This window comes from Dyella solisilvae, from assembly GCF_003351225.1.
Lineage (GTDB): Bacteria > Pseudomonadota > Gammaproteobacteria > Xanthomonadales > Rhodanobacteraceae > Dyella > Dyella solisilvae.
In genome coordinates this window covers 568,693-593,354 of the sequence record NZ_QQSY01000002.1, presented here as the reverse complement: position 1 = coordinate 593,354, position 24,662 = coordinate 568,693, and the positions used below count along the sequence as shown (strand labels likewise).

15 protein-coding genes are annotated in these 24,662 nt (G+C 63.2%); 10 read left to right on the top strand and 5 right to left on the bottom strand.

What is annotated here, in order from left to right; all coding sequences use genetic code 11:
* Positions 1 to 42: 42 nt before the first annotated feature.
* From DVT68_RS09835 to DVT68_RS09795, 9 genes are all read left to right on the top strand, one after another.
* The gene (locus DVT68_RS09835) at positions 43 to 1,095 is read left to right on the top strand and encodes a glucokinase (RefSeq protein ID WP_233523419.1); all 1,053 of its coding nucleotides are present in this window, start codon (positions 43 to 45) and stop codon (positions 1,093 to 1,095) included.
* On the top strand, positions 1,092 to 3,428 hold the full coding sequence (locus DVT68_RS09830) for a beta-N-acetylhexosaminidase (RefSeq protein ID WP_114824892.1): 2,337 nt from the start codon (positions 1,092 to 1,094) through the stop codon (positions 3,426 to 3,428). The genes DVT68_RS09835 and DVT68_RS09830 overlap by 4 nt, the downstream gene beginning before the upstream one ends.
* A gap of 197 nt (positions 3,429 to 3,625) precedes the next feature.
* Positions 3,626 to 6,910 (top strand): TonB-dependent receptor, encoded by a 3,285-nt coding sequence (locus tag DVT68_RS09825; protein WP_114824891.1) that lies wholly within the window; start codon positions 3,626 to 3,628, stop codon positions 6,908 to 6,910.
* A 161-nt stretch (positions 6,911 to 7,071) separates the two neighbouring features.
* Entirely contained in the window at positions 7,072 to 8,460 is a 1,389-nt protein-coding gene (locus tag DVT68_RS09820; protein WP_114824890.1) for an APC family permease, read from the top strand.
* Between the two features lie 4 nt (positions 8,461 to 8,464).
* On the top strand, positions 8,465 to 11,176 hold the full coding sequence (locus tag DVT68_RS09815) for a glycoside hydrolase family 2 protein (RefSeq protein WP_233523418.1): 2,712 nt from the start codon (positions 8,465 to 8,467) through the stop codon (positions 11,174 to 11,176).
* A gap of 16 nt (positions 11,177 to 11,192) precedes the next feature.
* Positions 11,193 to 12,200 carry a LacI family DNA-binding transcriptional regulator gene (locus DVT68_RS09810; protein ID WP_114824888.1) on the top strand — a complete coding sequence of 336 codons (1,008 nt, stop codon included), beginning with the start codon at positions 11,193 to 11,195 and terminating at the stop codon, positions 12,198 to 12,200.
* 51 nt (positions 12,201 to 12,251) lie between these two features.
* Entirely contained in the window at positions 12,252 to 13,097 is an 846-nt protein-coding gene (locus DVT68_RS09805; protein ID WP_114824887.1) for a sulfotransferase family protein, read from the top strand.
* Between the two features lie 448 nt (positions 13,098 to 13,545).
* The gene (locus DVT68_RS09800) at positions 13,546 to 13,812 is read left to right on the top strand and encodes a hypothetical protein (RefSeq protein ID WP_147281703.1); all 267 of its coding nucleotides are present in this window, start codon (positions 13,546 to 13,548) and stop codon (positions 13,810 to 13,812) included.
* Positions 13,813 to 13,910: 98 nt separating this feature from the next.
* On the top strand, positions 13,911 to 14,351 hold the full coding sequence (locus DVT68_RS09795; protein ID WP_147281702.1) for a hypothetical protein: 441 nt from the start codon (positions 13,911 to 13,913) through the stop codon (positions 14,349 to 14,351).
* Between the two features lie 174 nt (positions 14,352 to 14,525).
* Here the strand turns inward: DVT68_RS09795 and DVT68_RS09790 are convergent, their stop codons facing one another.
* The 4 genes from DVT68_RS09790 to DVT68_RS09775 form a co-directional block, all read right to left on the bottom strand.
* On the bottom strand, positions 14,526 to 15,461 hold the full coding sequence (locus DVT68_RS09790; RefSeq protein WP_114824884.1) for an alpha/beta fold hydrolase: 936 nt from the start codon (positions 15,459 to 15,461) through the stop codon (positions 14,526 to 14,528).
* Positions 15,462 to 15,559: 98 nt separating this feature from the next.
* The gene (locus tag DVT68_RS09785; protein WP_114824883.1) at positions 15,560 to 16,324 is read right to left on the bottom strand and encodes an SDR family oxidoreductase; all 765 of its coding nucleotides are present in this window, start codon (positions 16,322 to 16,324) and stop codon (positions 15,560 to 15,562) included.
* A gap of 301 nt (positions 16,325 to 16,625) precedes the next feature.
* Positions 16,626 to 18,044, bottom strand: coding sequence for a metallophosphoesterase family protein (locus DVT68_RS09780; protein WP_114824882.1), 1,419 nt, complete (start codon positions 18,042 to 18,044; stop codon positions 16,626 to 16,628).
* Between the two features lie 247 nt (positions 18,045 to 18,291).
* Entirely contained in the window at positions 18,292 to 20,619 is a 2,328-nt protein-coding gene (locus DVT68_RS09775) for a TonB-dependent receptor (protein ID WP_158543487.1), read from the bottom strand.
* Between the two features lie 723 nt (positions 20,620 to 21,342).
* Between DVT68_RS09775 and DVT68_RS09770 the strand changes: the two genes are divergently transcribed.
* Positions 21,343 to 22,911, top strand: coding sequence for an alpha/beta hydrolase (locus DVT68_RS09770; RefSeq protein WP_114824880.1), 1,569 nt, complete (start codon positions 21,343 to 21,345; stop codon positions 22,909 to 22,911).
* Between the two features lie 24 nt (positions 22,912 to 22,935).
* Here the strand turns inward: DVT68_RS09770 and DVT68_RS09765 are convergent, their stop codons facing one another.
* Positions 22,936 to 23,490, bottom strand: coding sequence for a nucleoside 2-deoxyribosyltransferase (locus tag DVT68_RS09765; RefSeq protein WP_114824879.1), 555 nt, complete (start codon positions 23,488 to 23,490; stop codon positions 22,936 to 22,938).
* Positions 23,491 to 24,662 lie beyond the last annotated feature (1,172 nt).

The following is a 24,662-nucleotide window of genomic DNA, read 5'->3' as shown; positions in this document are numbered from 1 at the left end:
GTTACAGGCTGATAACGGTTCCACTGCGGGGGCGGGTTGGACGTGGCGATCGAGCATTCGGATCGACTGGCGGGGATTCCAGGAACGCCGTTTCTGGCGGCCGACATCGGCGGCACGCACGCGCGTGTTGCACTGATGCGCGCCTCAGGCGGCGCGGCCAGCGGGGTCGAAACGCTCGGCTTTCGCACCTTCGCGTGCGCGCAGTTCTCGACGCTGTCGGAACTGTTGCGCGCCTTCGTCGATACCGATGTGCAAGTCCCGGTGAAGCACTGCGTGCTCGCTTGCGCGGGCCAGATCATGGGCAACGAGGTGGTGAACGACAATCTCGCCTGGCCCATCCCGCTGACGGAGCTGCGCCAGGCGCTGGGCCTGGACGAAATTTCCGTCCTCAACGACTTCGAGGCGCTGGCATACGCGCTCGATGGCTCCCTCACGGACGACGGACGCCACCTGTGTGGGCCTGACACGCATTCCAGCGGCCCGACCCTGGTGATCGGGCCGGGCACCGGCCTTGGCGCGGCCGTGCACGTTCCCGGACCTGCCGGCGACTTCGTGCTGGCGACGGAAGCCGGCCAGATGGATTTCGCGCCGAATTCGGTACGGGAGCGTGAAGTTCTGGCGCACCTGGCGCCGAATGGCGGTTACGTGGCGTTTGAACACGTCGTGTCGGGCCCCGGTCTGCTGACCCTCTACGTGACCCTGTGCGCGCTGCATGGGGTGGCGCCTAAGCTGGCGACACCCGAGGCAGTCACCCGGGCGGCCGTTGCGTGCAGTGATGCGCAGGCTACGGAAGCTGTGGAAATTTTCTGTGCGGCGCTGGGGAGCTTCGCCGGCAATCTAGCGATGGCCTTCATGGCCACGGGCGGCGTGTATCTGGCCGGCGGTTTTTTGTCTTCCATCTTCGAGCTGCTCCAGCGCAGCGCCTTCGAGGAGCGGTTCCTGCACGGACGAAGCGCGCGCGCACTGCTGTCGCTGGTGCCGGTGCGGGTGACGGAGCATGGCCTTCATGGCGTGCAGGGCGCCGCCCAGTGGTACCTCAGGCGCGTCGCGTCGGGTGCGTCGCGTTGCGCCGAAGCAGGAGGGCAGGGCGCATGAGCCGCATCGCGCTGTCGGGATTCTTCTGTCGCCTGGCCATCGCGTGGCTGGTGGCTACGGGTGTCGCCGTTGCGGCGCCGGCCGTCCCGCAGTGGTCGTTACTCCCGCAGCCGGTAAAGGCCAGTCCGGTTGGATCGGGCGCCGTTGAAATTGCGGATGGCGCAGTGGTCTCGGTGCATGGCGCGGATCGCCAAGAAGTGCAGGCGGTGGCGGAACGGTTCGTGCAACGCGTGGCCGACACCAACGGAATGCATTTGCGCGTAGCGACTGCGGACGCCGCACATGCGGCGATCACGTTCGATGTGAACCCGAACGCCGATGTCGTGGATGACGCTGGCTATCGCATCACGGTGGACCACGGCGGCATCGTGGTCACGGCACGCACGCCGCGCGGCGCTTTCTATGGCAGCGTGACCCTGTGGCAGCTGCTGACGCCACCGGGCTGGACGCGCGGCGCGCCCGTCCAGGTTGCTGATGGCGTCATCGACGATCACCCGCGTTTTGCGTGGCGCGCTCTGCTGCTGGACTCCGGGCGGCACTTCCAGAGCGTGGCGGACATCAAGAAGCTGATCGACTGGATGTCGCTCAACAAGCTCAACGTTTTGCTCTGGCACATCACCGAAGACCAGGGCTGGCGCCTCGAGATTCCGAAGTATCCCGAGCTGACGAAAGTGGGTGCATGCCGCAAGGCGGTAGGCCTCGACAGCGAGCTGACCGGCTCCCCCGACCAGCCCTATTGCGGCTTTTACACCCAGACCGAGGCGCGCGAGATTGTGCGCTATGCCGCCGAGCGCTTTGTCGATGTGGTGCCGGAAATCGATTTGCCCGGTCATTCACAGGCAGCCATCGCCGCCTATCCGTGGCTGGGGGTCACTGGCAAGCGCCCGGCCGTGTGGACGGACTGGGGCGTCAGTCCGTGGCTGATCAAGCCCGATGAGAAGACCTTGCAGTTCGTCGACGACGTGCTCGATGAGGTGATGCAGCTGTTCCCCTCGCGATACATCTCGATCGGTGGCGACGAGGCCGACAAACAGCAGTGGAACGCATCGCCTGAAGTGCGTGCGCAGATGCACAAGCTTGGTCTGGCGAACATGGATCAGCTGCAGGGTTGGTTCATGAATCAGGTCGCGGCGCACCTTGTCGAGCACGGCCGCACGCCGGTGGGTTGGGACGACGTGCTTGTCGCCGGCGCGAAGCTCCCTGCTTCGCAAGTCGTGATGTCCTGGCACGGCGATGACAATGAGCGCGTGGCGCTGGCTGCGCTGAGGCAAGGCCATGACGTCGTCATGACGCCACAGGAGTCCCTGTACTTTGACCACTACCAGTCCGACCTGCCCGACGAATGGCCGGGCCCGCCGCCGGCCCCGACGTTGCGGCAGGCTTATGACACGGTCGTCATTCCGGACGGCGCCAGCGCGGACGAAGCCCGGCGCGTCATCGGCGTGCAGGCGGGCCTGTGGGCCGAGCAGATGCCAACCTTTGCGCATGACCAGCATGCGGTATTTCCGCGGATTGCCGCGCTGTCCGAGCTTGGCTGGTCGCCCGCGACTGCCCGCGACTGGAACGACTTCCTGCAGCGCATGCCGGCTGAGCTGGCGCGCTACCGCGCTCTGGGCATCGATTATGCCGACAGCGCATTCGCACCCGCCTTCCACGTGACCGCCGCCGACCATGGCGCGTTCCGCATCGAGCTGTCCAATCAGGTGTCATTCGGGACGATCCGTTACACGACGGATGGCTCGCTCCCGACCAGCCAGTCCGACGCGTACGCGAAGCCGCTGACGCTGTCGGCCAACACGACCCTGCGCGCTGCGACGTTTGCCGCCAATGGCTTCGAACTGGCGGCGCCGCGAACGCAGGTGCTGGACGAAAACACCTTGTTGGGCCGCGACGGTAGTGCGCTTGCAACGTGCTCCAGGCAACCAGCCACGCGCCTAGATGGCAGCCGGCCGCCGCAAGGGCCGAGGCCGATCTACTCCGTGGACATCGGCAATGCGTGCTGGCTGTGGCCGAAGGCTCCGCTGGATGGCATCACCCATGTGGCGATGACGGTCGAGCGTATGACGTGGCGGTTCGGCGATGAGGCCAAGGATGCCGTGGTGAGGCGCAAGGCCAGCGCAGCGGGTGAGTTCGAGATCCATGCCGATTCCTGCACGGGGCCGCTGCTTGCGAGCTTGCCGCTGGACAACGCGGTGCAGGCCAGGGGGCAGGTTCGGCTTGATGGAAAGGTTGCCATGCCGGTGGGGGCCGGTGTTCGCGACCTCTGTGTCTTCGCTACCGGCGATCCTCGCGATGGCCAGTGGGCGTTGGCGCGAATGGTGTTTTCGAAGTAAGCGGTACGCGGGGCGCGCGTACCGCGCAGTGGCAGTGAGTGGAATCGCCTTGGCTCGCTGAGCCATGGGCGGGGGACATCGAGAGATTGCATCACGACGGGGCGCGAAACGCGCAGACGCCGTCGAGTTACACGCTTTTTTCTGAAATTCCCGGAGCACTTGAGGTTCGACAGGCACCAGCAACGAGGCTAAAGCCCATGTCCACCGTACATCGCAAGCATCCTTTGTCGTTTGCCATCACCATGTCGCTGCTCGCCGTCGTGTCGACGCCGGCCGTCGCATCGCCATTCGACGATGCCCAAACGGGCAGCCCGGCGGCGCAAGCCACTACGGCGCAAACGACACCAGCAACACCAGCAACACCAGCAACACCGGCGCCAGGCGCCAAGAAAACTGACGCAAAGAAAGCCGACGCCAACGCCAAGAGTACCGACGCCAGCAGTACTGACGCCGGCAGCACAGGTACAGGTAGCGCCGCCGCAGAGCAGAACGCGACCACCCTGTCGACCGTCAGTGTCTCGGGCGTGCGCGCATCGCAGATTCGCGCCATCGACCTGAAGCGCGAGGCGCCGAACATCCAGGACAGCATCACCGCCGAAAACATTGGCGCGCTGCCTGACACCACGATCACCGACTCGCTGCAGCGAGTCACCGGCGTGCAGATCAACCGCGACGCTGGCGTGGGCACCTCGGTGGACGTGCGCGGCCTGCCGCAGGTCGGCACGATGTTGAACGGCGAAGTGTTCATCACGGCGGACCAGATCGACTCGCAGCAGCCCGACTTCACCATGCTGCCGTCGACGCTGTTCCACGGCGTGGACGTGATCAAGTCGCCCACCGCGAGCACGACGGATGGCGGCATCAGTGGCGCCATCGACCTGCACACCTACCGTCCGTGGGACCTCCCCAACGGCTTCACCTACAGCTATTCCGCCAACGGACAGCGTGGTTCCTCGACCAACCACTGGGGGCCCGAGGCGAACGGTCTCATCTCGTTCAACGATGAAGGTCATTGGGGCCTGTTGATCTCCGCCGACTATTCCGACACCCGCCGGATGAACTCGACGGAAGGTCTCGACCAGTACGGCGTGGTGCTGAATGGCGAGAACGCAGCCAGCGCAGGCAGCTACAACGGCTTCCTGTCCGGGTGGAACGGCGCGCCCATCCCTTCAAGGATCGTCCAGAACGCGGATGGCAGCGTGGACGTCAATGGCGACGGCAAGTCCAATGGCGTTTTCATGGGCAGCCAGGACATCGGGCTCAACGACATCATTACCCAACGGAAGCGCAAGTCCGCCAATGCCTCGTTCCAGATGGACCTGGGCAGCGGCTTCACCATGACCAGCGACTTCTTCTACTCCCAGCAGCGCGAGTACGACCGCAACTACGGCATCCAGTTCAACTCCACCAACTGGCAGGGCGCGACCTACGTGCCGCTGCAATCGCGCAACACCGGCAGTCCCGTCCTCGGCTCCTACGGCACGCCGGAGCCGGGTTGGGACGGCATGCAGATGTTCACGACCCAGGTCTATGAGAAGTGGCCCGGCGACGTGGAGTCGTACTCACAGATCGTCCAGAAGAGCTCCGTCGCCAAGAACTTCAACCTGCAGATGGATTACGACGACGGCGGCCCCTTCACGGCGAGCGTGCGCGGCATCCATGACACGGCGTCCCAGTCGAACCAGGAAACTGACGTCAACATTTCGAATTCCGACGGCGCCCTTTGGCCCAATGTGTTGATGGACGGCGTGCCCGACGACGCCGTGCCGCCAGGCACCATGGTCTACCCGGCGCAGTTGGGCGGGAACCGCGTGTTCAATGCCAACGGCATGCCTCAGAACACGGTCCCGATCATTGCCAACTTCACGGGTCGCTACATCACGGTCAACCTTCCTTCCTCGCTGGCGACGCAATTCGCCGATCCCAACGGCTGGACCATGAAGACGCTGGAATCCTCCGGCGACTATAACCGCGAGGTGGCGCTGAACGCGTTGCGCTTCGACGGCAAATACGATTTCCAGGACGGCTTCCAGCTCGTGTTCGGTGTGCGCAACAGCATCCGCGACGCGAGCAACGACGGCTGGACGCTGGAAACACCGGTGTATGCGGGCATGGGAGCCAGCGATCCGAACGGATGCCTGGTCCGCTATGTCGGCGCCGACGTGGTCCTGAACAGCGGGTCGTGCACCGCAGGCAATAGTCTTGGCTACTTCCGCGCAGGACCGCTCTCTGCACTGCAGATGCCCAATACCGCGGCGCCGCTGGCGAACAATTTCAAGTACTACACCAACCTGCTTGGCTCGGGCATCAACTTCTGGGCGATTGATCCCAACGCCATGGTCAATCCCATTTCCTACTGGAAGTCGCTCTACCCCGACACCGTCCAGGTGGGTGAGCCAGGGACGACCTGGGCGGTAAGGCTGAAAGAGCTGTCCGGCTACCTGCAGGGCAACTTCAACGGCACGATGTGGGACATGAATTACAGCGGCAACGTCGGCGTGCGGCTGATCCATACCAATCTGGACGTCACCCAGCATCTCAGCGGCGACCCGGGCGCCTACGGCGACGAACCCCTCGACGTCGGCACCGCCGTCACCAAACGCAGTTACCAGGATGTCCTGCCTTCGGCCAATTTCTCGCTGGATATTACCGACAGCTTCAAGTGGCGACTGGCTTATTCGAAGAACATGATGCCGCTGGACCTCAGCACCTGGGCCGGCGGTCTGCAGCTCAATTACTCGCTGATGGAGACGCCGCAGGGTCCGATCTTCCGAGTGTCGAATGGCACATCGACCGGCAACCCTAACCTCAACCCGTGGCGCTCCACCAACTACGGCACATCGCTGGAGTACTACATCAACCCCACCAGCATGGTGAGCCTCGCGTTGTTCCGCATCGAGGTCGACAGCTTCATCAAGAACGGCAGCGTGACCAACTGCACCCTGCCGGACGAAGACGGCGTGGTCCGCGATCATTGCATCGTGATCAACCAGCCGGTGCAGGGCACGGGCAACAGCATCCATGGCGCGGAATTCGACTACCGCCAGGGTTTCACCTTCCTGCCGAGCTTCCTGTCGAAGACGGGCATGGAGGTGAACGCCACTTATGCGCCAAGCAACTCGGGCGAAACAGACTTGTCCGGGGCGAAGATCCCGTTTCAGGACAACTCCACCAAGTCCGGCAACTTCATCCTGTGGTACCAGGACGATCACTTCCAGGCTCGTGTCGCGTACAACTACCGTTCGCGGCGCGCGGTGATGGACAGCGTGGGCGGCATCACGGGCATGGAGATGTACGAGGCGCCGCAGCGGTACGTTGATGCGTCGGTTTCGTACAAGTTCAACAAGTACGCCGAGGTATTCCTCGACGGCACCAACCTCACCAACGAGTACCAGAAGTATTACCTCGTGTGGCCCGACCAGCCTGCGCACTCGACTTTCTCCGAGCGCATGGTCATGTTGGGCGTACGCGGCCAGTGGTAACCGGAGTGGCTCCCCTCGGCGCCCCAGGCTCGACGCTGGTCCCAGTCCCGCTTTCGCGGGATTGGGATCAACGCGACGCCGGCTGAGCCCGGAGTCACCGAATCATTCTTTGGGGCGCATCCATCGGCGCCCCGTTCGCTACCCACCACGACAAGGCCAGCATGCAGGATTCCAGGAAGCCCCAGCCCGTCAGCGACAGCGCCTTCCATCGTTCCATCGGCCTGTTCTCGGGAACCGCCATCAACATGACCCAGATGTGCGGCATCGGGCCGTTCATCACCATCCCCATCATGGTCGCCGCGATGGGCGGACCGCAGGCCATCATCGGCTGGATCGCCGGCGCCATCCTGGCCATGGCCGACGGCCTGGTGTGGGCTGAGCTGGGGGCGGCCATGCCGGGTTCCGGTGGAACCTACGTGTACCTGCGCGAAGCCTTTCAGTACCGCACCGGCAAACTGATGCCATTCCTGTTCATCTGGACGATGCTGCTGGCGATTCCCTTGCTGATGTCCACGGGCATCATCGGCATGGTGGAGTATCTGGAATTCTTCTTTCCCCACCTTGGCTGGTGGCCGGTACATCTGATCGGCCTGGCGTCGACCGCCATCGTCACCTGGCTGCTATATCGCCGCATCGAATCGGTCCGTGCGATCACCATCGCGTTGTGGGTGATCATGCTTGTCTCCGTCGCCGGCGTGGCGGCGGCGGGGTTCTCGCACTTCAATGCGAGCTTCGCCTTTGCCTACCCATCCAACACGTTTGGCGGCCACTTCTTCGTGGGACTTGGCGCGGGGCTGGTGATCGGCATTTACGACTACCTCGGATACAACACGACCGCCTACATCGGCGATGAGTTGCGCGATCCGGGCCGGACCATGCCCGGCTCCATCATCGTTTCGGTGATCGCGATGATGTTTATCTACCTTCTCCTCAACATCAGCGTGCTTGGCGTGGCGCCGTGGCAGGAAATCGCCCAGTCCAAGTCGGTCGCTTCGCTGGTGGTGGAGCATAGCTGGGGCCATGTGGCCGCCGCCGTCATGACCGTCCTGATCATCGTGACCGCGTTCGCCTCGGTGTTCACCGGCCTGCTCGGTGGCTCGCGCGTGCCGTTCGAGGCGGCGCAGGACAAGGTGTTCCTGTCGGTGTTCGGACACCTGCACGCCAGGCACGGGTTTCCGCACGTGGCGCTGCTCACGATGGGCGTGGTGACTGCCATCGGCACGTTCTTCGACCTGACCGAAGTCATCAACATGCTGTTGGCCGCGACCATCATCGTGCAGTCCTTCGCGCAGATCGCCGCGTTGATCGTGCTGCGCAAGCGCCAGCCGAACCTTCAGCGCCCGTACAAGCAATGGCTCTATCCCGTGCCATGCATCATCGCGTTGGTGGGATGGGTCTACGTGTACGTATCTGCCTCCACGTTGTCACTGGTCTTGTCCGGCCTGTGGATCCTCGCTGGCCTCGTGGTGTTTGCGGTGTGGGCCAGGGTCAACCAATCCTGGCCGTTCGCGCCGGTTGAAATCCGCGAAACCTACCTCGAGAGACAGTGACCCCATGCAAACTCCCACCAGGCTCGCGCTTTGGATGATGGCCGCGATGGCGGCATCGGTCGCTCCGGCCGCGCACACTCAAACTCCCTACGCTTCCACTCGGCTGGCGCCGGATGTCGGCTCCGTCACGGCCATCGAACATTGGCAGATTCAGGACGTGGCCAAGGCGCCGCAGGGTGGCGCCGACATTTCCGTCACCGGCTTCACCACCAAGGAGTGGTACCCGGTTAGTGGTCGAGCGACGGTCATGGCCGGTCTGCTGGAGAACGGCGCGTTCAAGAACGACGTCTTCTACAGCGACAACCTGCGCGCGGTGCAGGTGCCGGACGCGAGCGGCAACCTGTTCGTGACGCCCTGGTGGTATCGCGCCGAGTTCGTGCTGCCGAAAGGCCCGTCAGGACGGCACGCGCTGGTGCGCACAAACGGCATGATTGCCAGCGCCGACCTGTGGGTGAACGGACACCTGGTCGCCGACCACGGCGATGTCGCCGGTGCCTATCCGGTGCGCGAGTTCGACGTGACGCGCTGGATGCACGAAGGCGCCAACGTCCTCGCCATGCGGGTGCACCCGGGCGACCCCAGAAAGAGCCTGTCGATTGGCTGGGTGGACTGGAACCCGACGCCTCCGGACAACAACATGGGCCCGTGGCGCGGCGTGGACATCGCGCAGACCGGGCCCGTGGAACTGAGTTTCCCGCATGTACTCTCCACGCTGCCGCTGCCCGATCTGTCGCGCGCCACGCTGGCCGTGACGGTGGAGGCGAAGAACCTCGACACGGTGGCCCATGACGCGACGATCAAGGGCACGGTGGCGGGTGTTCCCGTGCAGCAATCCGTCCACCTCGCGCCCGGTCAAACGCAGACTGTCTCGTTCTCACCCACGACCACCCCTGGCCTCGCACTGGATCACCCGAAGATCTGGTGGCCGGCCGGCATGGGCGAACATCCGCTGTATCAGCTCGACATGACCGCTGCGGTCGACGGCGCTACCTCCGACCGCACCACCACGACGTTCGGCATACGCAGCGTCACCTCAAGCCTGACCAAGCAGGGCTATCGGCAGTTCTTCATCAACGGGAAGCCGCTGCTGATCCGCGGCGGCGGCTGGGCGCCGGACATGTTCCTGCGTGATGATCCCGCCCGCATGGAGGCCGAGTTCAGCTACGTCCTCAATCTCGGCCTCAATGCCATCCGCAGCGAAGGCAAGCTGGAGAACCAGCACTTCTACGACCTCGCTGATCGCAACGGCATCATGATTCTCGCCGGCTGGGAATGCTGCGACAAATGGGAGTCCGCGGCGAAGACCGGCGGCGAACCCTGGAGCGACGCCGACAAGAAGGTGGCCGAGGAATCCATGGCCAGCGAGGCGCGCCTGCTTCGCAACCACCCTTCGGTGATCGGCTTCTACATCGGCAGCGACAATGCGCCGCCGCCGCCGCTCGCGAAGATGTACACCGATACGCTGCGCACCGCGAACTGGTCGCTGCCCATCATTTCGGCTGCCGTCGATCAAGCGACTGCCGAAGCCGGCCCATCCGGCATGAAGATGGCTGGTCCGTATGACTGGATACCGCCAGCCTACTGGTATGCCGACAAGCTCGGCGGAGCATTTGGCTTCGATTCCGAAGTCAGTGCGGGCGCCGACATCCCGCGACTGGAAGACATCCAGCGGATGTTGTCGCCGCAGGAGCAGGAGGCGCTGTGGAAGTACCCCGAGGCGAGGCAATACCACGCGTCGGCGGACTGGTCGACATTCTCCGTGCTCACGCCGTTCGACAACGCGCTGGCCGCCCGCTATGGGGCGCCCACGAGTCTTGCCGATTACGTCGCCAAGGCCCAGCTCGACAATTACGACAATGTGCGCGCGCAGTTCGAGGCGTTCAACGCCCACATGGACGCCGCCAAGCCCGCAACCGGCGTGATCTACTGGATGCTCAATAACGCCTGGCCTTCGTTGCACTGGCATCTGTACGACTACTTCATGAATCCGGCCGGCGCCTATTTCGGCGCCAAGAAAGCCAACGAACTGGTGCACATCCAGTATTCGTACGACACGAAGGGCATCGTGCTGGTGAACCACACGCTTGACGATGCCCATGGCCTGCAGGCGAGCATCCGTGTGCGCAACCTGGATGGCAGCGTGCGTTTCGAGAAGCAACTGAAAGGCATCGACGTCGCGGGGAACCACACGGGGTCGCTGTTGACGCTGCCGGCCATCGCCGGCCTGTCGCCTACGTACTTTGTCGAGCTCGATCTCGCTTCTTTCGATGGCAAGCCGGTCAGCCGCAACGTCTACTGGCTGTCCACCCGGGCGGACGTGCTCAACTGGCCGAAGTCGAACTGGTACCTAACCCCAGTGACGCAGTACGGAGACCTGACGGCGCTGCGCTCGCTGCCGGCCGCGACGAGCGAGATCCGTGCAACGACGAGGCGCGAAGGAAAAGAAGACGTCACCACCGTCACGCTGACCGTACCCGCCTCGTCCAAGGCGGTGGCGCTGTTCGAGCATGTGTCGATCAAGCGCGGCGCGCATGGCGATCTTGCGCTGCCTATAAGGTGGACTGACAATGACGTCACGCTTTGGCCCGGCGAGTCGATGACCCTGACCGCGCGATATGCATCGCAGGGAACGGCCGTGCCTGTAGTCGAAGTCAGCGGGTGGAACGTTCCCGCCCAGAACGTTCCGGCTACCGCCGCGCAGGGGGCAGACCATTGAATACGCAAAGGCATCCATGTCACGCGTGACCATCAACGATGTCGCCCGTGCCTCTGACACTTCGAAAAAGACCGTGTCGCGCGTGCTCAACAATGAGCCGAACGTGCGCGACTCGGTCCGGGAGCGGGTACTGGCGGCTGTAGCCGAACTCAACTACCGGCCGCTCACCTCGGCGCGCAGCCTGGCGACCAACCGCTCGTTCATGGTCGGCCTGCTCTACGACAACCTGTCCCCGAGCTACATCATGGAAGTCCAGGCGGGCGTGCTGGAGGCGTGCGAGGCGCGGCAGTACAGCATGATGGTGCAGCCGCTGGTCTCGACGGCGCGCGACTTTGTCGAGCGCGTCGAGGGCATCCTGTCGCGGCACCAGCCGGATGGACTGATCCTTACGCCGCCCATCACCGACCATGCGAAACTGCTCAATTACCTGCGTGAGAGTGACCTGCCGTTCGCCTCGATTGCCCCGCGCCAACCCAAGGGCTGCATCGGCGTGATGCTGCGTGAGCGCGAAGCGGCGGCAGCCATGGTGGAACACCTGGTGTCGCTGGGTCATCGCCGCATCGCCCACATCATGGGTGATCCGAAGCACGGCGCAGGCATCTGGCGCCTTGCCGGCTTCCGTGACGGCCTGCAGCGCGCGGGGTTGAAGGAAAACCCGGCATACATGGTTCAAGGCCAGTTTTCCTTCGAATCCGGCGTGGCCGCGGCTCGCAAGTTGCTCGCGCTGAAACAGCGACCGACGGCGATCTTTGCGGCCGACGACGACATGGCCGTCGGCGCCATCTGGGCCGCATCGGAGGCCGGGGTGTCGGTCCCTCGCGACATTTCCATTTGCGGCTTCGACGACACCACCATCGCGACGCAGGTGTGGCCACCCCTGACTACGGTTCACCAGCCCGTGCGGGAAATGGGCAAGCGCGCCACCGAAGAACTTCTGCTTCGCGTGCTGGGCAAGGGAGATGCACGCATGGTCGAAGTCAGCTACGAAATGCGCATGCGCGCATCAACGGCTCCCGCGCCCTGAACAGGGCGCTATGCTGCAGCACACGACACCGATCGAAAGGAGAGTACTTGCATGCCAGTCACGCCAGACGCCAGCAACCCGCCACGGAAGTTCCACTTTATTTCCGGGCTGCCGCGCTCCGGCACCACGCTGCTGGCTGCGATCCTCAACCAGAATCCACGCTTCCGCGCGGGCATGACCAGCCCGCTGGCCGACATCATGGGCGTGGTAATCGCCGAGGCGAGCAGCAAGAACGATTTTTCGTTTGATGTCTCCGATGAGCAGCGCGTCGCGCTGTTGCGCGGACTGGTCGAGAACTTCTATTCCGTCCAGGGCGGCTCCGAGGTGGTGTTTGACACCAGTCGCCTGTGGTGCAGCCGGATGCAGCTGCTCAACACGCTGTTCCCCGGAGTGAAGGTCATTGCCTGCGTGCGCCAGCTGGCTTGGGTGCTGGACAGCATGGAGCGACTGGTCCAGAAGCAGCCGGTCAGCGTCAGCAAGGTGTTCCGCTTCGACACCAATACCACGGTGTATTCGCGCATCGAGGCCTTGACCGACCCCCGGGGCATGGTGGGCTTTGCCTACCAGGCCACCAAGGAGGCGTTTTACGGCCAGTTCGCGAAAGACCACCTGTTGATGCTCACCTACGAAAACCTGGTGCGTGATCCGGCCACGGCCGTGCGCGCGGTCTACCAGTTCCTCGGCGAGCCCTGGTTCGAACACGACTTCGACCGCATCGAATACAACGCGGACGAGTTCGATGCCCGTGTTGGCATGCCCGGCCTGCACTCCGTTCGACCGAAAGTGGAGTTGGTCGAGCGCCAGCCCATTCTTCCTCGGGAGATCTTCGGACGCTTCGCGAACGAGGCGTTCTGGATGGATCCCAAGAACAACGTCAACCAGGTACCCATCGTGTAAGGGCTCGTCATCGCAGGAATGAACAAAGGCCGCCAGCGCGGCCTTTGTCGTATGTGGAAGGGCAGCGATCCGGCGCCAGCGCCCTCGGCGGTCCACCTCTTCTGATGGCGTACAAGCCCTGGTTCACGCCACGCGGGCAGTAGGGCAAGGTCCGGATAAGTCACGGTTTTTGCCGGCGATCCTCGTGTGCCCATCCGCTCGCGTTTGCCGCAGGGCGCGCCCGTCATCGGAAAACTTCCGATTGCGGTCCCCTGGGCGGGGTGATATCGAGGTGTCCGCGACGGCCTGGCTGAGCGTCCGCGGTGTGATGCATTGCGCACCGCGGCCTGGCGCAAGGGGGACGGGCCGGCGCCCAGTGCTGGCTGCCACACAGTTTGGCGCCGCGCGCACAGGGGAATCCATGTGTGTCCGCCTTTGTGGGGAAGGCGGACGACAGTCAGGGGGAAATATGGGGCTTTGGTCAGTGTTGGCTGTGGGGCAGGGATTTCTGCGTCCTGATGGGACCGGCAGCTTCGAGCTCTATGGCGTCGTCTCTGCGGACGATTCGGATTCGGCGCTTTCAAAGGCCATCGATCTGGCTGCACGACACTGGCCGGAAGTGGCGCAGCGCCATCGAACTGCCGATTCCGAGGCTGTCATCCATGCCGAGGAAATCAACGAGGTTGCCTTTGCGCCGGGAATGGAAGTCGACGTCGTCGACGTTTCCTGGGCCTAGGCGCCGCGCCAGCAGCCGAAAGCGGAGAGAGATTGGGTTAGCGAAACGACACACTCGTCGGTTTGAAATGATCTACCAACAAAGAGGGGGGAGACTCTATGAAGTCGAAAGGCTTGGTGTTGGCTACGGTTGGGCTCGTTGTCGTCGTAGGTTTTCTGGTGCTGCGTAGCCACAGTGCGAACGCGCAGCCAGAAAGGAAACCAGATCCTCAGAAGAACGCCTTGCCGCTGGCGGCGCTCAAGTTCGTACCCATCGATCGCGCCAGCTACGACCTGGGGTACGAAGCAGGCAAGTCGGGCGAAAACGCCGCCAAGAAGCCGACGGACTGGGTCAGTTACTGGCTTGGCTACGGCGAAGAGAAGCGGGCGGAAGGTGATACGCCGCCGCGTACGGGCAGCTTCGCCGACCTCCTGCATGAGGACCAGCGTTGCGTTCAGGGCGAGGTGTTGACGCTACGCCAGAGCACCTATGCCAAGACCAAGGATGCCACGGGAAACACCTTCCTCTGTAACCGCTTCACGGTGTTGCCGTCGGCTTGATGGGCGCCAGTCGGACTCGGCAGGTGTTGATGGCTGCATCAGCCTTGCTCGAGAAAGTGATCGGCCTGTCCGGCAAGAGGCCGTGGCGCCTCCAGGCTACTCCATCGCGCAGAGTGAATCCGGAGCTGTGAGCGTCCGCTTCCGATCGAAGCGGACGCTCACCAGGTTCGTGCCTTACTTCGTTGCGGGTGAGTCCAGCGGCTTGCCATCAATGAAGTGGTGGACCGCGGGAATGGTTACGCCCGGGGCCTCTTCCATCAGCCAGTGCCCTGCATTGGGGATGACGAGTTCCGTCACGTTGGTGGCGGCATTGCGCATGACGATGGCTTCGTTCGCGCCAAATGATTTTTCGCCGCCGATGGCAAGCACCGGCATGGTGAGCTTGGTCGCCATCGCGGCCTTGTTGTCTTCAGTGTCCTTCCGGATCGAGCGGAACTGCGCGAAGGCGGCATGCATGGCGCCCGGTCTGGCGTAGAGTTCGGCGTAGTGTTGCCGTGTCGCTTCGTCGACCTTGGAAGGATCGCCGGCGAACTCGTCCCAGAAGCGATCCAGGTAGATGCGCTCGCGGCCGGCAACAAGGCGCTCCATGTCGGGACCGCCAAAGTCGAAATGCCAAAGCGCGGGCAGGCGCACGATCTGGTCCCAGGGCGGGATGCCGGGTACGGGCGCATCCATGACGACGAGACGATCCGTCTTGTCGGGATAACGCGCAGCATAGGCGTACGCCACCATGGTGCCGATGTCGTGCCCCACCACGACGGCGTGGTCGATGCCCAACTGGGTTAGCACGCTGCGGATGTCCGCGGCCTGCGTCCGTTTGTCGTAACCGCCTTCCGGGTGCGAGGACAGGCCCATGCCACGCAGGTCGGGCACCACGACGGTGTGGTCGCGAGCCAGATCGGTCGCCAGCGGCGCCCACATGTCGCCGGTATCCCCGAAGCCATGCAGCAGGACGACCGCCGGTCCCTTGCCGCCGACGCGAACATGGATGGTGGCCCCGTCTGTCTTGAGATCCTGGACCCTGAAGGAAGGAGGAAAGGGTTGAACGGTTGCGGCGGCGGGAAGGCTGAGGCCCGCAAGCAGGCACGCCATAACAAACAGGCGAATCATCGATATGACTCCCTAAGAAAAGGTTGGGCTGGCTGGTTCCCCTGGATGGACGAAGCCGCTGGCAACCTCGTCCAGGGTTTAGTTCAAGGCAGGGCCCGTTATGTGCGCGTGATCGAGGCTCCGCCGTCCACCAGGGACGCCGTGCCGGTGACGAAGGCGGAGTCGTCGGACGCGAAGTACAGCACCGCGCGGGCCAACTCATCCGGTGTGGCGACACGCTTGAGCGCATGCAGGTTCGTCACGAATGCCTGGGATTCGGCCGTATCGTTCATGTCCCGATACATGTCCGTGTCCACAGCCCCGGGCAACACCGCATTCACGCGCACGTTCTGCGGCCCGAACTCCGCGGCCAGGGCCTGGGTAAGCCCGATCAACCCGGACTTGCTGGCTGCATAGGCAGCGACGCCGGGAAACGCAAAGGAGTGGCCGACGAAGGTGGAAGTGAAGATCACCGAGCCGCCACCGTTCTTCAGCATCTGCGCGATCTGGTGCTTCGCGCCGAGAAACGATCCGGTGAGGTTGATGGCCAGGGTATCGCTCCAGCCACCCTCGCTTACGTCAGTACTCGTTCCCGTCTCGCCCAGCGTGCCGGCATTGTTGAAGGCGATATCCAGCCGTCCGAAGCGCGCCACGGCCAGATCAACCAGCGCCTTGGCGTAGGCCTCGGAACGGACGTCGCCCGCCAGGGCCACGGCAAAACCTCCGGCCGCCTCGATCTCGGCGACCAGCGATTGCAGTTCCGTATCGCGGCGCGCACCGAGCACGACCTTCGACCCTTCTGCGGCAAACAGTTTGGCGGTGGCCCGGCCGATGCCGGAACTGGCGCCAACGACGAGTGCAACCTTATCTTTCAGACGCGACATGTGGGTTCTCCAGCAGGTGGACGATGAACGCCTGTGGCGGCGCTCGAGATACATTGCGTCCGGACCACCCCGATGACGTGCCAGGCGCGCGACGGAGATGTTCGAATGTTTCGAACGAGTTCAGACCGGGTGGCCGTACCTTGCCCGGTCGACGGCGGCGCCATCGCCGTCGACAGGAGTTCGCAGGTTCGTTTTGCTTCGGCTACAAGTGAGGCCCCAATGGCCAGGGGCGCCCCGGGCTATGGCGACCCCCTGCTATCCAGAGGGAACGCGCCTTTCGCGTTCCTTCGTGGCGGTGCCGCTATTTCGCCAGGTCCAGATCGCACTGGGACTTGCGCCCATCGATGTGGCACGTGTTGACCAGACGGTCATCGGGGTCCCACACCTTGACGGTCCAGGTACTGGCGCCGCTGCGCTCCATCGTCATGAAACCAAACGCGTCCACCCAGGAGCTGTGATGTTCGACAACGGCGCCCGCGGCGGGTGTCGCATCGGCCGGCAGGCTCGCCGGCAAGGGCACAACGTCTTCCTGCGTGCCGGAGAAGCCGGCGATAAACTGGGTCGGATGCGGCGTGGAGTAGCTCACTTCCTGCCAGGCGTGCACATGGCCGGACAACATCACGCTGACACCCGGCGGCAGCAACAGCGGATTGATCGCGCCAAACACCGACTGCAGGCCACGGTTGCCGGTCAGCACCTTGACCTTGCCCGACTCATCCCGCGCCGTTTCGAAGCCGAGGATGGGGTGGTGGTTGACGCCAATGTTGTAGGACGCCTGTTGCGACAAGGCATCGAGCTTGCGGTACATGTCGCGATACTTCGCGGCGCGCACGTCACCTTCAGGAATCGGCTTGCCGGCCGTGTTGGACGTATCGAGCACAATCACCTGGGCGTCGCCACCCAACGGCACGGCATAAGGATCGCTGTAGTCGCCGATGTCGTCGTTGGCGGCGTCGTTGCAGTCGCGGCCGGGCGCCAGCGGGCGCGGATCCATCATGCGCCACCAGCCCTGTCCGGCGCGCTCGCACGATTCGTGATTGCCGCGCACCACGACCCACGGCGCGGCCTGCAGCAGGGGAGCAGCCGGCGTGAAGAAATCTTCGTGCCAGGCATCCCACCCGTAACCCCAGGGGCTCCCGGCGCAGCCCGGGTGGTCGGCGCCGCAGGCATTCTCGCGGTACAGATAGTCGCCGACATGGATCACGAGGTCAGGCTTCCACGCCGCGGCGGCCGCGGCGACCCTGGCGAACGGGTATTGCACCGGGTCGTTGCACGACTGGAAGGCGTGGTCGCTCTTCTTGAGCCGACACCCCGTATCGCCGATCACGACGATGCGCCTGATTTCCGCACGCGGCAGCGGCAGTGTCCGGCCCTCGACTTGCGCCGTCATGGTGTGTGGCGGAATCGCAAGTTCGCAGGTCAGCAGCGGAAAATCCGAGGGCTTGGAATCTTCGGGAGCGGAGCGCGTCGGTCGCTGCGGAATGATTTGCGCGCCCACGCGCACGTGCATGGGTGTGTCCCGGCCATCCAGGGTCAGCTTGGGGCATTGCCCTGCAGACGTCAGTACGCGCGCCATGGGGACGCCGTTTTCGCCCAGCACCACGAACGCGGAAAACGTTTGCGCTTCCTGGTGCGCCGTACGGGTGGTCGGCGCGCAGCCGAACAAGGCGAGTGACAGGGCGACGGCGGCCAAGCGGCTGAAAAGGGTGGACGATGTCATGCGACCTTCGATGTCAGCGGGTGTTCGACTGGAGTAGGGCCGTGACCTGATGCGTCATGGTTTTCCCTTGAAGCGCTGCGGGATGCGCGGCACGGCGGCGTTGGTGACGGCGGCCGGCGCTGGCCGCTTGAATGGATCGTCGCGAGAACGCCCGGATAGCGGCGCTTCCGAAGCGGCCCATCCCTTCGATGTCCAAAAAAATAGGCCCCGAGGCGATGCTATCGCCCCGGGGCCGGTGTCGCCTCAATTACAGGTCGGCCTTGAGCTGCAGCATGAAGCTGCGTGCCGCCTGGAACAGGAACGTATCGCCGGCGTTGGCTTGACCGTAGGTGGCGGTGCCAGCCGTCGCGTTGACCGGGTTGACCGCGATCGGGTCCTGCTTGTCGAAGATGTTGAAGATGCCGAGCTGCACCTTCAGCGATTTGGCGCCGAGGCCCGGATGCAGGAACGTGTAGCCGATGTTGAAGTCAGCCTGGGACACGGCGTTCATCTTGTAAGCGTTGTTATCGAGCGCATAGTACGTGCCCGTGCGCTTCCAGATGAGCGAGGAATTCCAGTTGCCTTGGTTGTACAGGATGCCGGCTGCCGCGGTCGAGTCGGGTGCGTTGGCGATGGTCTGGCCAGTCGAATTCGAGGTCGCGCGGTTGATCGAGCCGTTGGCGTAGGCCGAGAAGCCGTAACCGATCATGTAGGTGATCTGGCCTTCGATGCCCTTGTACCGCACGCCGCCCTGGTTGTAGTAGACCGGCTGCGAAGTGGTGCCCGGAACCACGGCGAACTTGTTGCTGAAGTCGATCAGGTACACATCGGTGTCGAACACCCACTGGTCGGTCTGGCGCACGTAACCGAACTGGTAGTTGGTGGAGCGCTGCGGCTTGATGTTGGTTTCCGTGGCATTGGTGCTCTGGAACAGGCTGACGTCCGGCACCAGCATGCCCTGCGCGTACTGAGCGTAAATCGCCGAGTTCGCGTTGAGCTTGTAGTTGGCCGTCAGGAAGGGCAGGGTGGCGTCGAACGTCTTGGAGAAGTTCATCGGGATGCGCGCGGTCTGGTTGACCGGGGCGTCCACGTCAAGCTTCGTCGAGTTGTACTTCACGCCCGGCGTCACCGTCAGGTCCTTGGTGACGGACCATTCGAATTCGGCGAACGGCTGCGTGATGAACCAGTTCGACTTTTGGTCGAACTTGATGTTGTTGATGCCATTGATGACGCCCGGGATGGCCTTCTGGTCGTAGTTGGGCGTCATGTCCAGCAGGTTGTAGTCCGACTGGGCGCGGTGCGTGTCCGAGTACTCCAGCCAGATACCGGCGCGCGCCAGGCCGGCGTCGAACTGCTTGGTGCCGCGGAAAACGTTGCCCCACACATCGTATGCGTTGAGCTTGACGTAGCCCGGCATCTGGTTGGCGATCTTCTTGCCCGCCGAGTTCGTCACGCTGCCCAGGCCGCTGCCCGGCACGTTGCCGGTGTTGGAGGAAATCGTGTTGTTGGTGTAGTCGTAGTAGTAGGTCTGGTTGTCGATGCCCCAGCCGTTGCCCAGATCGCTCTGCAGACGCACGTAGTCCATCGTCGTGGTCTTCTGGATCGGGTTGTAGCAGGTGCAGTTCGCCAGGAAGGAGTTGCCGCTCAGCGAATAGTCCTTGCCCCACTGAGCCACCTGCGCCATGGTCAGGCCGTTGTCCTTGTCCAGCGCGTTCATGGATTCACGGTTGTAGTTCAGGTTGACCGTGAGCAGCGTCTTGTCGCCGAGCGGCGTTTCCATCTTCAGCGAGCCGTTGTTGCTGCTGACCGAGTTGTCGGTGCGAGCACCATCGGTGCTCTGATGCTGCAGGTTCACGCCGATCTTGGTGTCGCCAAAGGCGGAAATGGCGCCCGTGTCGGCGTGAAAGCCATAGAGCTGGGTGTTCCAGGTACCGTAGGCGGTGTACGCCTCGAAGTTCTGCTCGTTGAGCAGTTCGCGCGACAGCAGGTTGATGGAACCGCCGAACGTCGCCTGGCCGATGTCGCTCGCCGTGCCGGGGCCGCGCTCGACCACCACCGCGCCGATGACCGAAGCCGGGAAGTACGCGGTCGAGTGGTGCGTCGGGCCGTTGGTGTCACCGAACGGAATACCGTCCCAGGTGATGTTGAACTGACCGTCCTGGAAGCCGCGAATGCTGTTTTTGGTTTCGCCAAGGCCCGGGCCGTTCGAGCTGATGCCGCCGGTCACGCTCGGCGCAATCGCGGCGATCGACGAAAAGTCGGCGACCGGCGACTTCGAGTTCTCAATGAAGTCGCGGCTGATGACCGACTGCGGCTGCGTGATCGTCAAGGAAGCCTGCGTCGGCGCCACCGCCGCCGCGGTGTCCTTCCTGGTGGTCGCCTGCACGTTCACCGAACCGAGATCGGTGACATTCGATGCAGCGCCGCTCTTGTCGCTGGGGCCACTGCCCTCGGTTCCCTGGGTTAGCGCGGTACCGGTAGCGACGTCGGTCGTCGCGACATCGGCGGCCCAGACGGGCGCTGCGAGCGCGGAAGCCAGGCAAAGAGCGAGCGTCGTGCGAGAGCGCAGACGGAGCGCCCTGGAGTGCGGTGTCATGTGAAGCCCTTGTGATTGTTGATAAGGCGTGAAGGCCTGCAACGCTAGGAGGGCTGCATGACAGTTTCGTAACAAATGGATTATTAAATAATCGACTTCTTTATCGAAGTTAATGACGCGCGTCTGATTATCGTGGTTCGCCTGATTCGAGCTAAGTCGTTCGTAACTCTTGTCACCAGGCATCCATATTTCAGGGGTTTTCTAAGTACTTCCTAAGTTTGTTCATTCGCCGGAATATCTTGGATATCGTCGCTCTCAGGCCAGGTCATTTGTAATTCGTGTCATTGGAAATCGTAAATCGACGATTTGCCCAAGACGTTACTAAGTCGGCTCATTGGGCGCCATTAATCGAGAAGGGACTTCACGGGTTCGCGGACAGGGGTGTGGCCGTGATCTCTGGCGCCGCCAGCGCAGTGACATGACGACATCTTCATGGGCGCACCTCGGTCGGCTTCGCCATCACTCGCCTCATGCGCACTCGGGCAGGGCGCCTTCGCGACACTGCGGCCTGGCGTCTGGTGAGTTGACGGGTACAGGCCCCGAGAGTCGCCACATTCCACGGTTAGGTCGACTCCAGGAGTCGAGCCGCTGTAGTGCGTGAGGACGTTTTGGAGGCTTTGATCTCCGCATCGGACGCCCGGCATGGCAACATCGGCGCAGGGGAGTTGAAGCGTATCGTCCGGGCAACGCTGACGTCGTCCATCGCCGTAGGCCTCAAACGACATGATCATTCGGGCTCTCAAGCGGTTGGTCATCCTGCTCCTGGTGGTGCTTGCCACCGCGGTCGGCATGCGCGCATGGGATGCGTGGCGCGGCCCGCCACTACACGCCTGGCACACCTTTGAGCCGCGCGAGTTGACCGCCGCTCAGCTCGACGCCACCGACTGGAAAGGCTACCTCGCCGCTGAACAAGCGATCTTTGATCAGGTGAGGCGCAACGTCACCGAGAAGCTTCCGGCTAGCGACCAGGTTGCGACCAATCGTTACTACGCCAATGCCCCTATCTACCCGGGGCATTTCGCCACCGATTGGAACCGCTCCTATCAGATGGCCCCGACGGGAACACCTGTCGGCGCCGTGGTGCTGCTGCACGGGCTGACCGACTCGCCGTACAGCCTTCGCCACATCGCCCGCGTCTACCATGACGCCGGTTTCTACGTCGTCGCCATACGTCTGCCCGGACATGGCACGGTGCCGGCCGGGCTCAGCCATGTGCAATGGCAGGACTGGGCGGCCGCAACGCGACTGGCGGTGCGCGAAGCGCGCACGCATACCGACCCCCATGCGCCTCTGCACCTGGTGGGATTCTCCAATGGTGGTTCGCTGGCGCTGAAATACGCGCTCGACGCGATCGAAGACCATCGGCTCGCCCGGCCGGATCGCCTGATCCTCATATCGCCCATGATCGGCATCACGCGCTTTGCCCGTTTCGCCGGCATCGCAGGCTTGCCCGCCATGTTGCCACCGTTTGCGCGGGCCTCATGGCTGGACGTGGTCCCCGAATTCAACCCGTTCAAGTACAACTCCTTCCCGGTCAACGGTGCGCGCCAGGCTTATCGGCTCACCGACGCGCTGCAGGGCCAGCTGCAACGCCTGGCGCGGGACAACGAACTGGGCGATATCGCGCCCATATTGACCTTCCAGTCGGTGGTCGACTTCACGGTGAGCACACGTGCCGTCATACGCTCCCTGTACGGGCTGCTGCCTGACAACGGCAGTGAGATCGTGCTGTTCGACGTCAATCGGGATCATTTGTTTGACGTGCTGATGCGCAGGTCTTCGTCGACCGCGCTGACCCGTGTGCTGCCCAACGGGCCGCAGCGCTTCCGCATCACAGTGTTGGGGAGCGTGCCGCCGGATAACGAGATCGCGGAAATAACCATCGCACCCCACACGACCGAGCAGCGCATACGGCCCTTGTCCTTGCACTACCCGCCCGGCGTGTTCTCCATGTCGCACGTGTCGCTGCCGTTTCCGCTGGACGATTCGCTCTACGGAACGACACCCAATCCGGATGAGTTCTACGGCACCCATCTTGGCGTCCAGACACCTCGTGGTGAGCGCGGGACGCTCGTGCTGAATATTGACGCCATGATGCGCATGGCATCGAATCCCTTCTTCAGCTACGTGCTGGATCGCGTTCGCGAACAGATCGCCAGCCCGGCGCCTCCGCCGTCCCACGGCGAAACCAGGGACCAGAAGCCGCCCTCGGAGACTGAAATGGAAGCCATGGAAAGAGAATTCGAGGAGGACGGCGACATTGACGCCGGCGGCGCGCAGCTGCCTTGGTAGGGCGCACCTTCATTGCCCGCAGGCCTATCCCGCCCAACCGCTCTGTTGCACCGTGTGGCCCAGAAGAGCTTGAACCGCTTTGGAGAGCAGCAAGGCTTGCAGGCTGGGAAAGACGCCATCCAGCGAGTGGTGGATCATGAGGTTGTCAAACAAGCCGAAGTTCTCGATCAGCATGCCTTCCTCGTCGACCCAGCCCTTCGCTTGAAGGCTCTGCTTCGGGCTGACACGGCTCAGGTAATGGGAGATGGCCGATGAGTAGGCGAAGATCTTCTTCCCCTGAGCGAACGCATAGCCGATTTCCCAGACCGTCCCTACGTCCGCCGAAGGACCGCGAAACGGTTCCAGGTTGGCGATCACCAGATCGGCCCGATCAATGAGAGCCACATTCTTTCGGAAGATCTGGAGAGACAGCGCTTCGTCGGATGGCGCCTGAGTTTCGGCGGCCTCGCCATCGTTGTCGGCAGGGAGCAAGGCTACAACGCCGTATTGCCTGCACAGTGCACGTACCTCGTCGGCTCTCTCCCGGGCGTTTTGCAGGAACACGTCAGGGCCGGCCATATAGGCTTTGATCGATGGCATCGCTTGAAATTGGCGTATCGCCAGGAAAAGTCTTCAGGTGATACGAGCATAGGGACAGTTCGGCGTCGTTCCACTGACCTGGATCCAATCCGGCGCGGGGCAGGCGTGCGGTGGTAACGGTGCGTCGGTCATGGAGTCCCTTGCCTCCAACGTGGTTCATCACGACTGTGCAGCCAGGTCTATCTATGGCAGGGCTCCAAAGCGTCGGCATCCGAGTGAACTTTTGCACTGGAGAAATTTCCGGACGTATTCCTGACGGTCGCCGTAGCTGGCAGTGATTCGGCCGCCACTTGGTTGGAAAAGCGAGCTGCAGGCGTTGGTGAGGCCGTTGCGCAGGCCAGCGACTCGATCACGGGCAGCGCCAGGCACCCAGCGACCACGCCAGCACGAAGTCCCCGAGCCCTCGGTAAAAGCGCGTTTCGGTCGGGCCGCTGGCGAGGCCCCAATGAAGTCCGCCCCCGGCCGTACGCGCTCGCGTCGTTGCGCGGGACGAGCGTCTCTACCTGGTTCGGCGAACGCCATTCGAGCTTCGCTGGACCTGCACTTCTCGTCACGACGGGTTTGTTGAGACCGATCCGTCGCCGGATTTTCCTGTACTGGCCGCGCCTCCTTGGCGGAGCAAGCCCGGGCCATGCAAGGCGGTCGCAAGTTTTCGGTCGCCCCAGGGGGTGGGCACATTCTTGCGACGCCAACTTGCCTTATGAGCGACGTAAGCCCCCGCCGAAAGCAGAGGTTTCATTGAAATTTGGTGCGTTTTCAGCCCCACAAGTAGCTGCGTAAGCAATTGTTTACAATGCAGCTTACGTCGGCCTGACGAAATTCGTTGACTTTTTGTGATGACGCTGCGTAAGTTTGACGACAGGCGGCAGGAGAATCCGCAAGTTCATGCTTGATTTATGGGGCGACGGGGCTGTCTTCACGGACAGCGCCGCGGGGACCTGTGCGCTCGAAAAGCCAGGACGACGCCTGGCTCCTTACTTTCAGTCGAACACGTCGTTTAGGGGAGTAAATACGTGAAGCATTTCGGAAACAGCAAGCTGTCGACGGCCATCCGTCTTGGCCTTGCGATGGGCGCCATCGCCGTCGCGGGTTCGGTGTACGCACAAGATGCGGGCGACACCCAGGCCAACCCTGATTCGGCCAAGAAGCTCGAAACCATCACCGTGACCGGT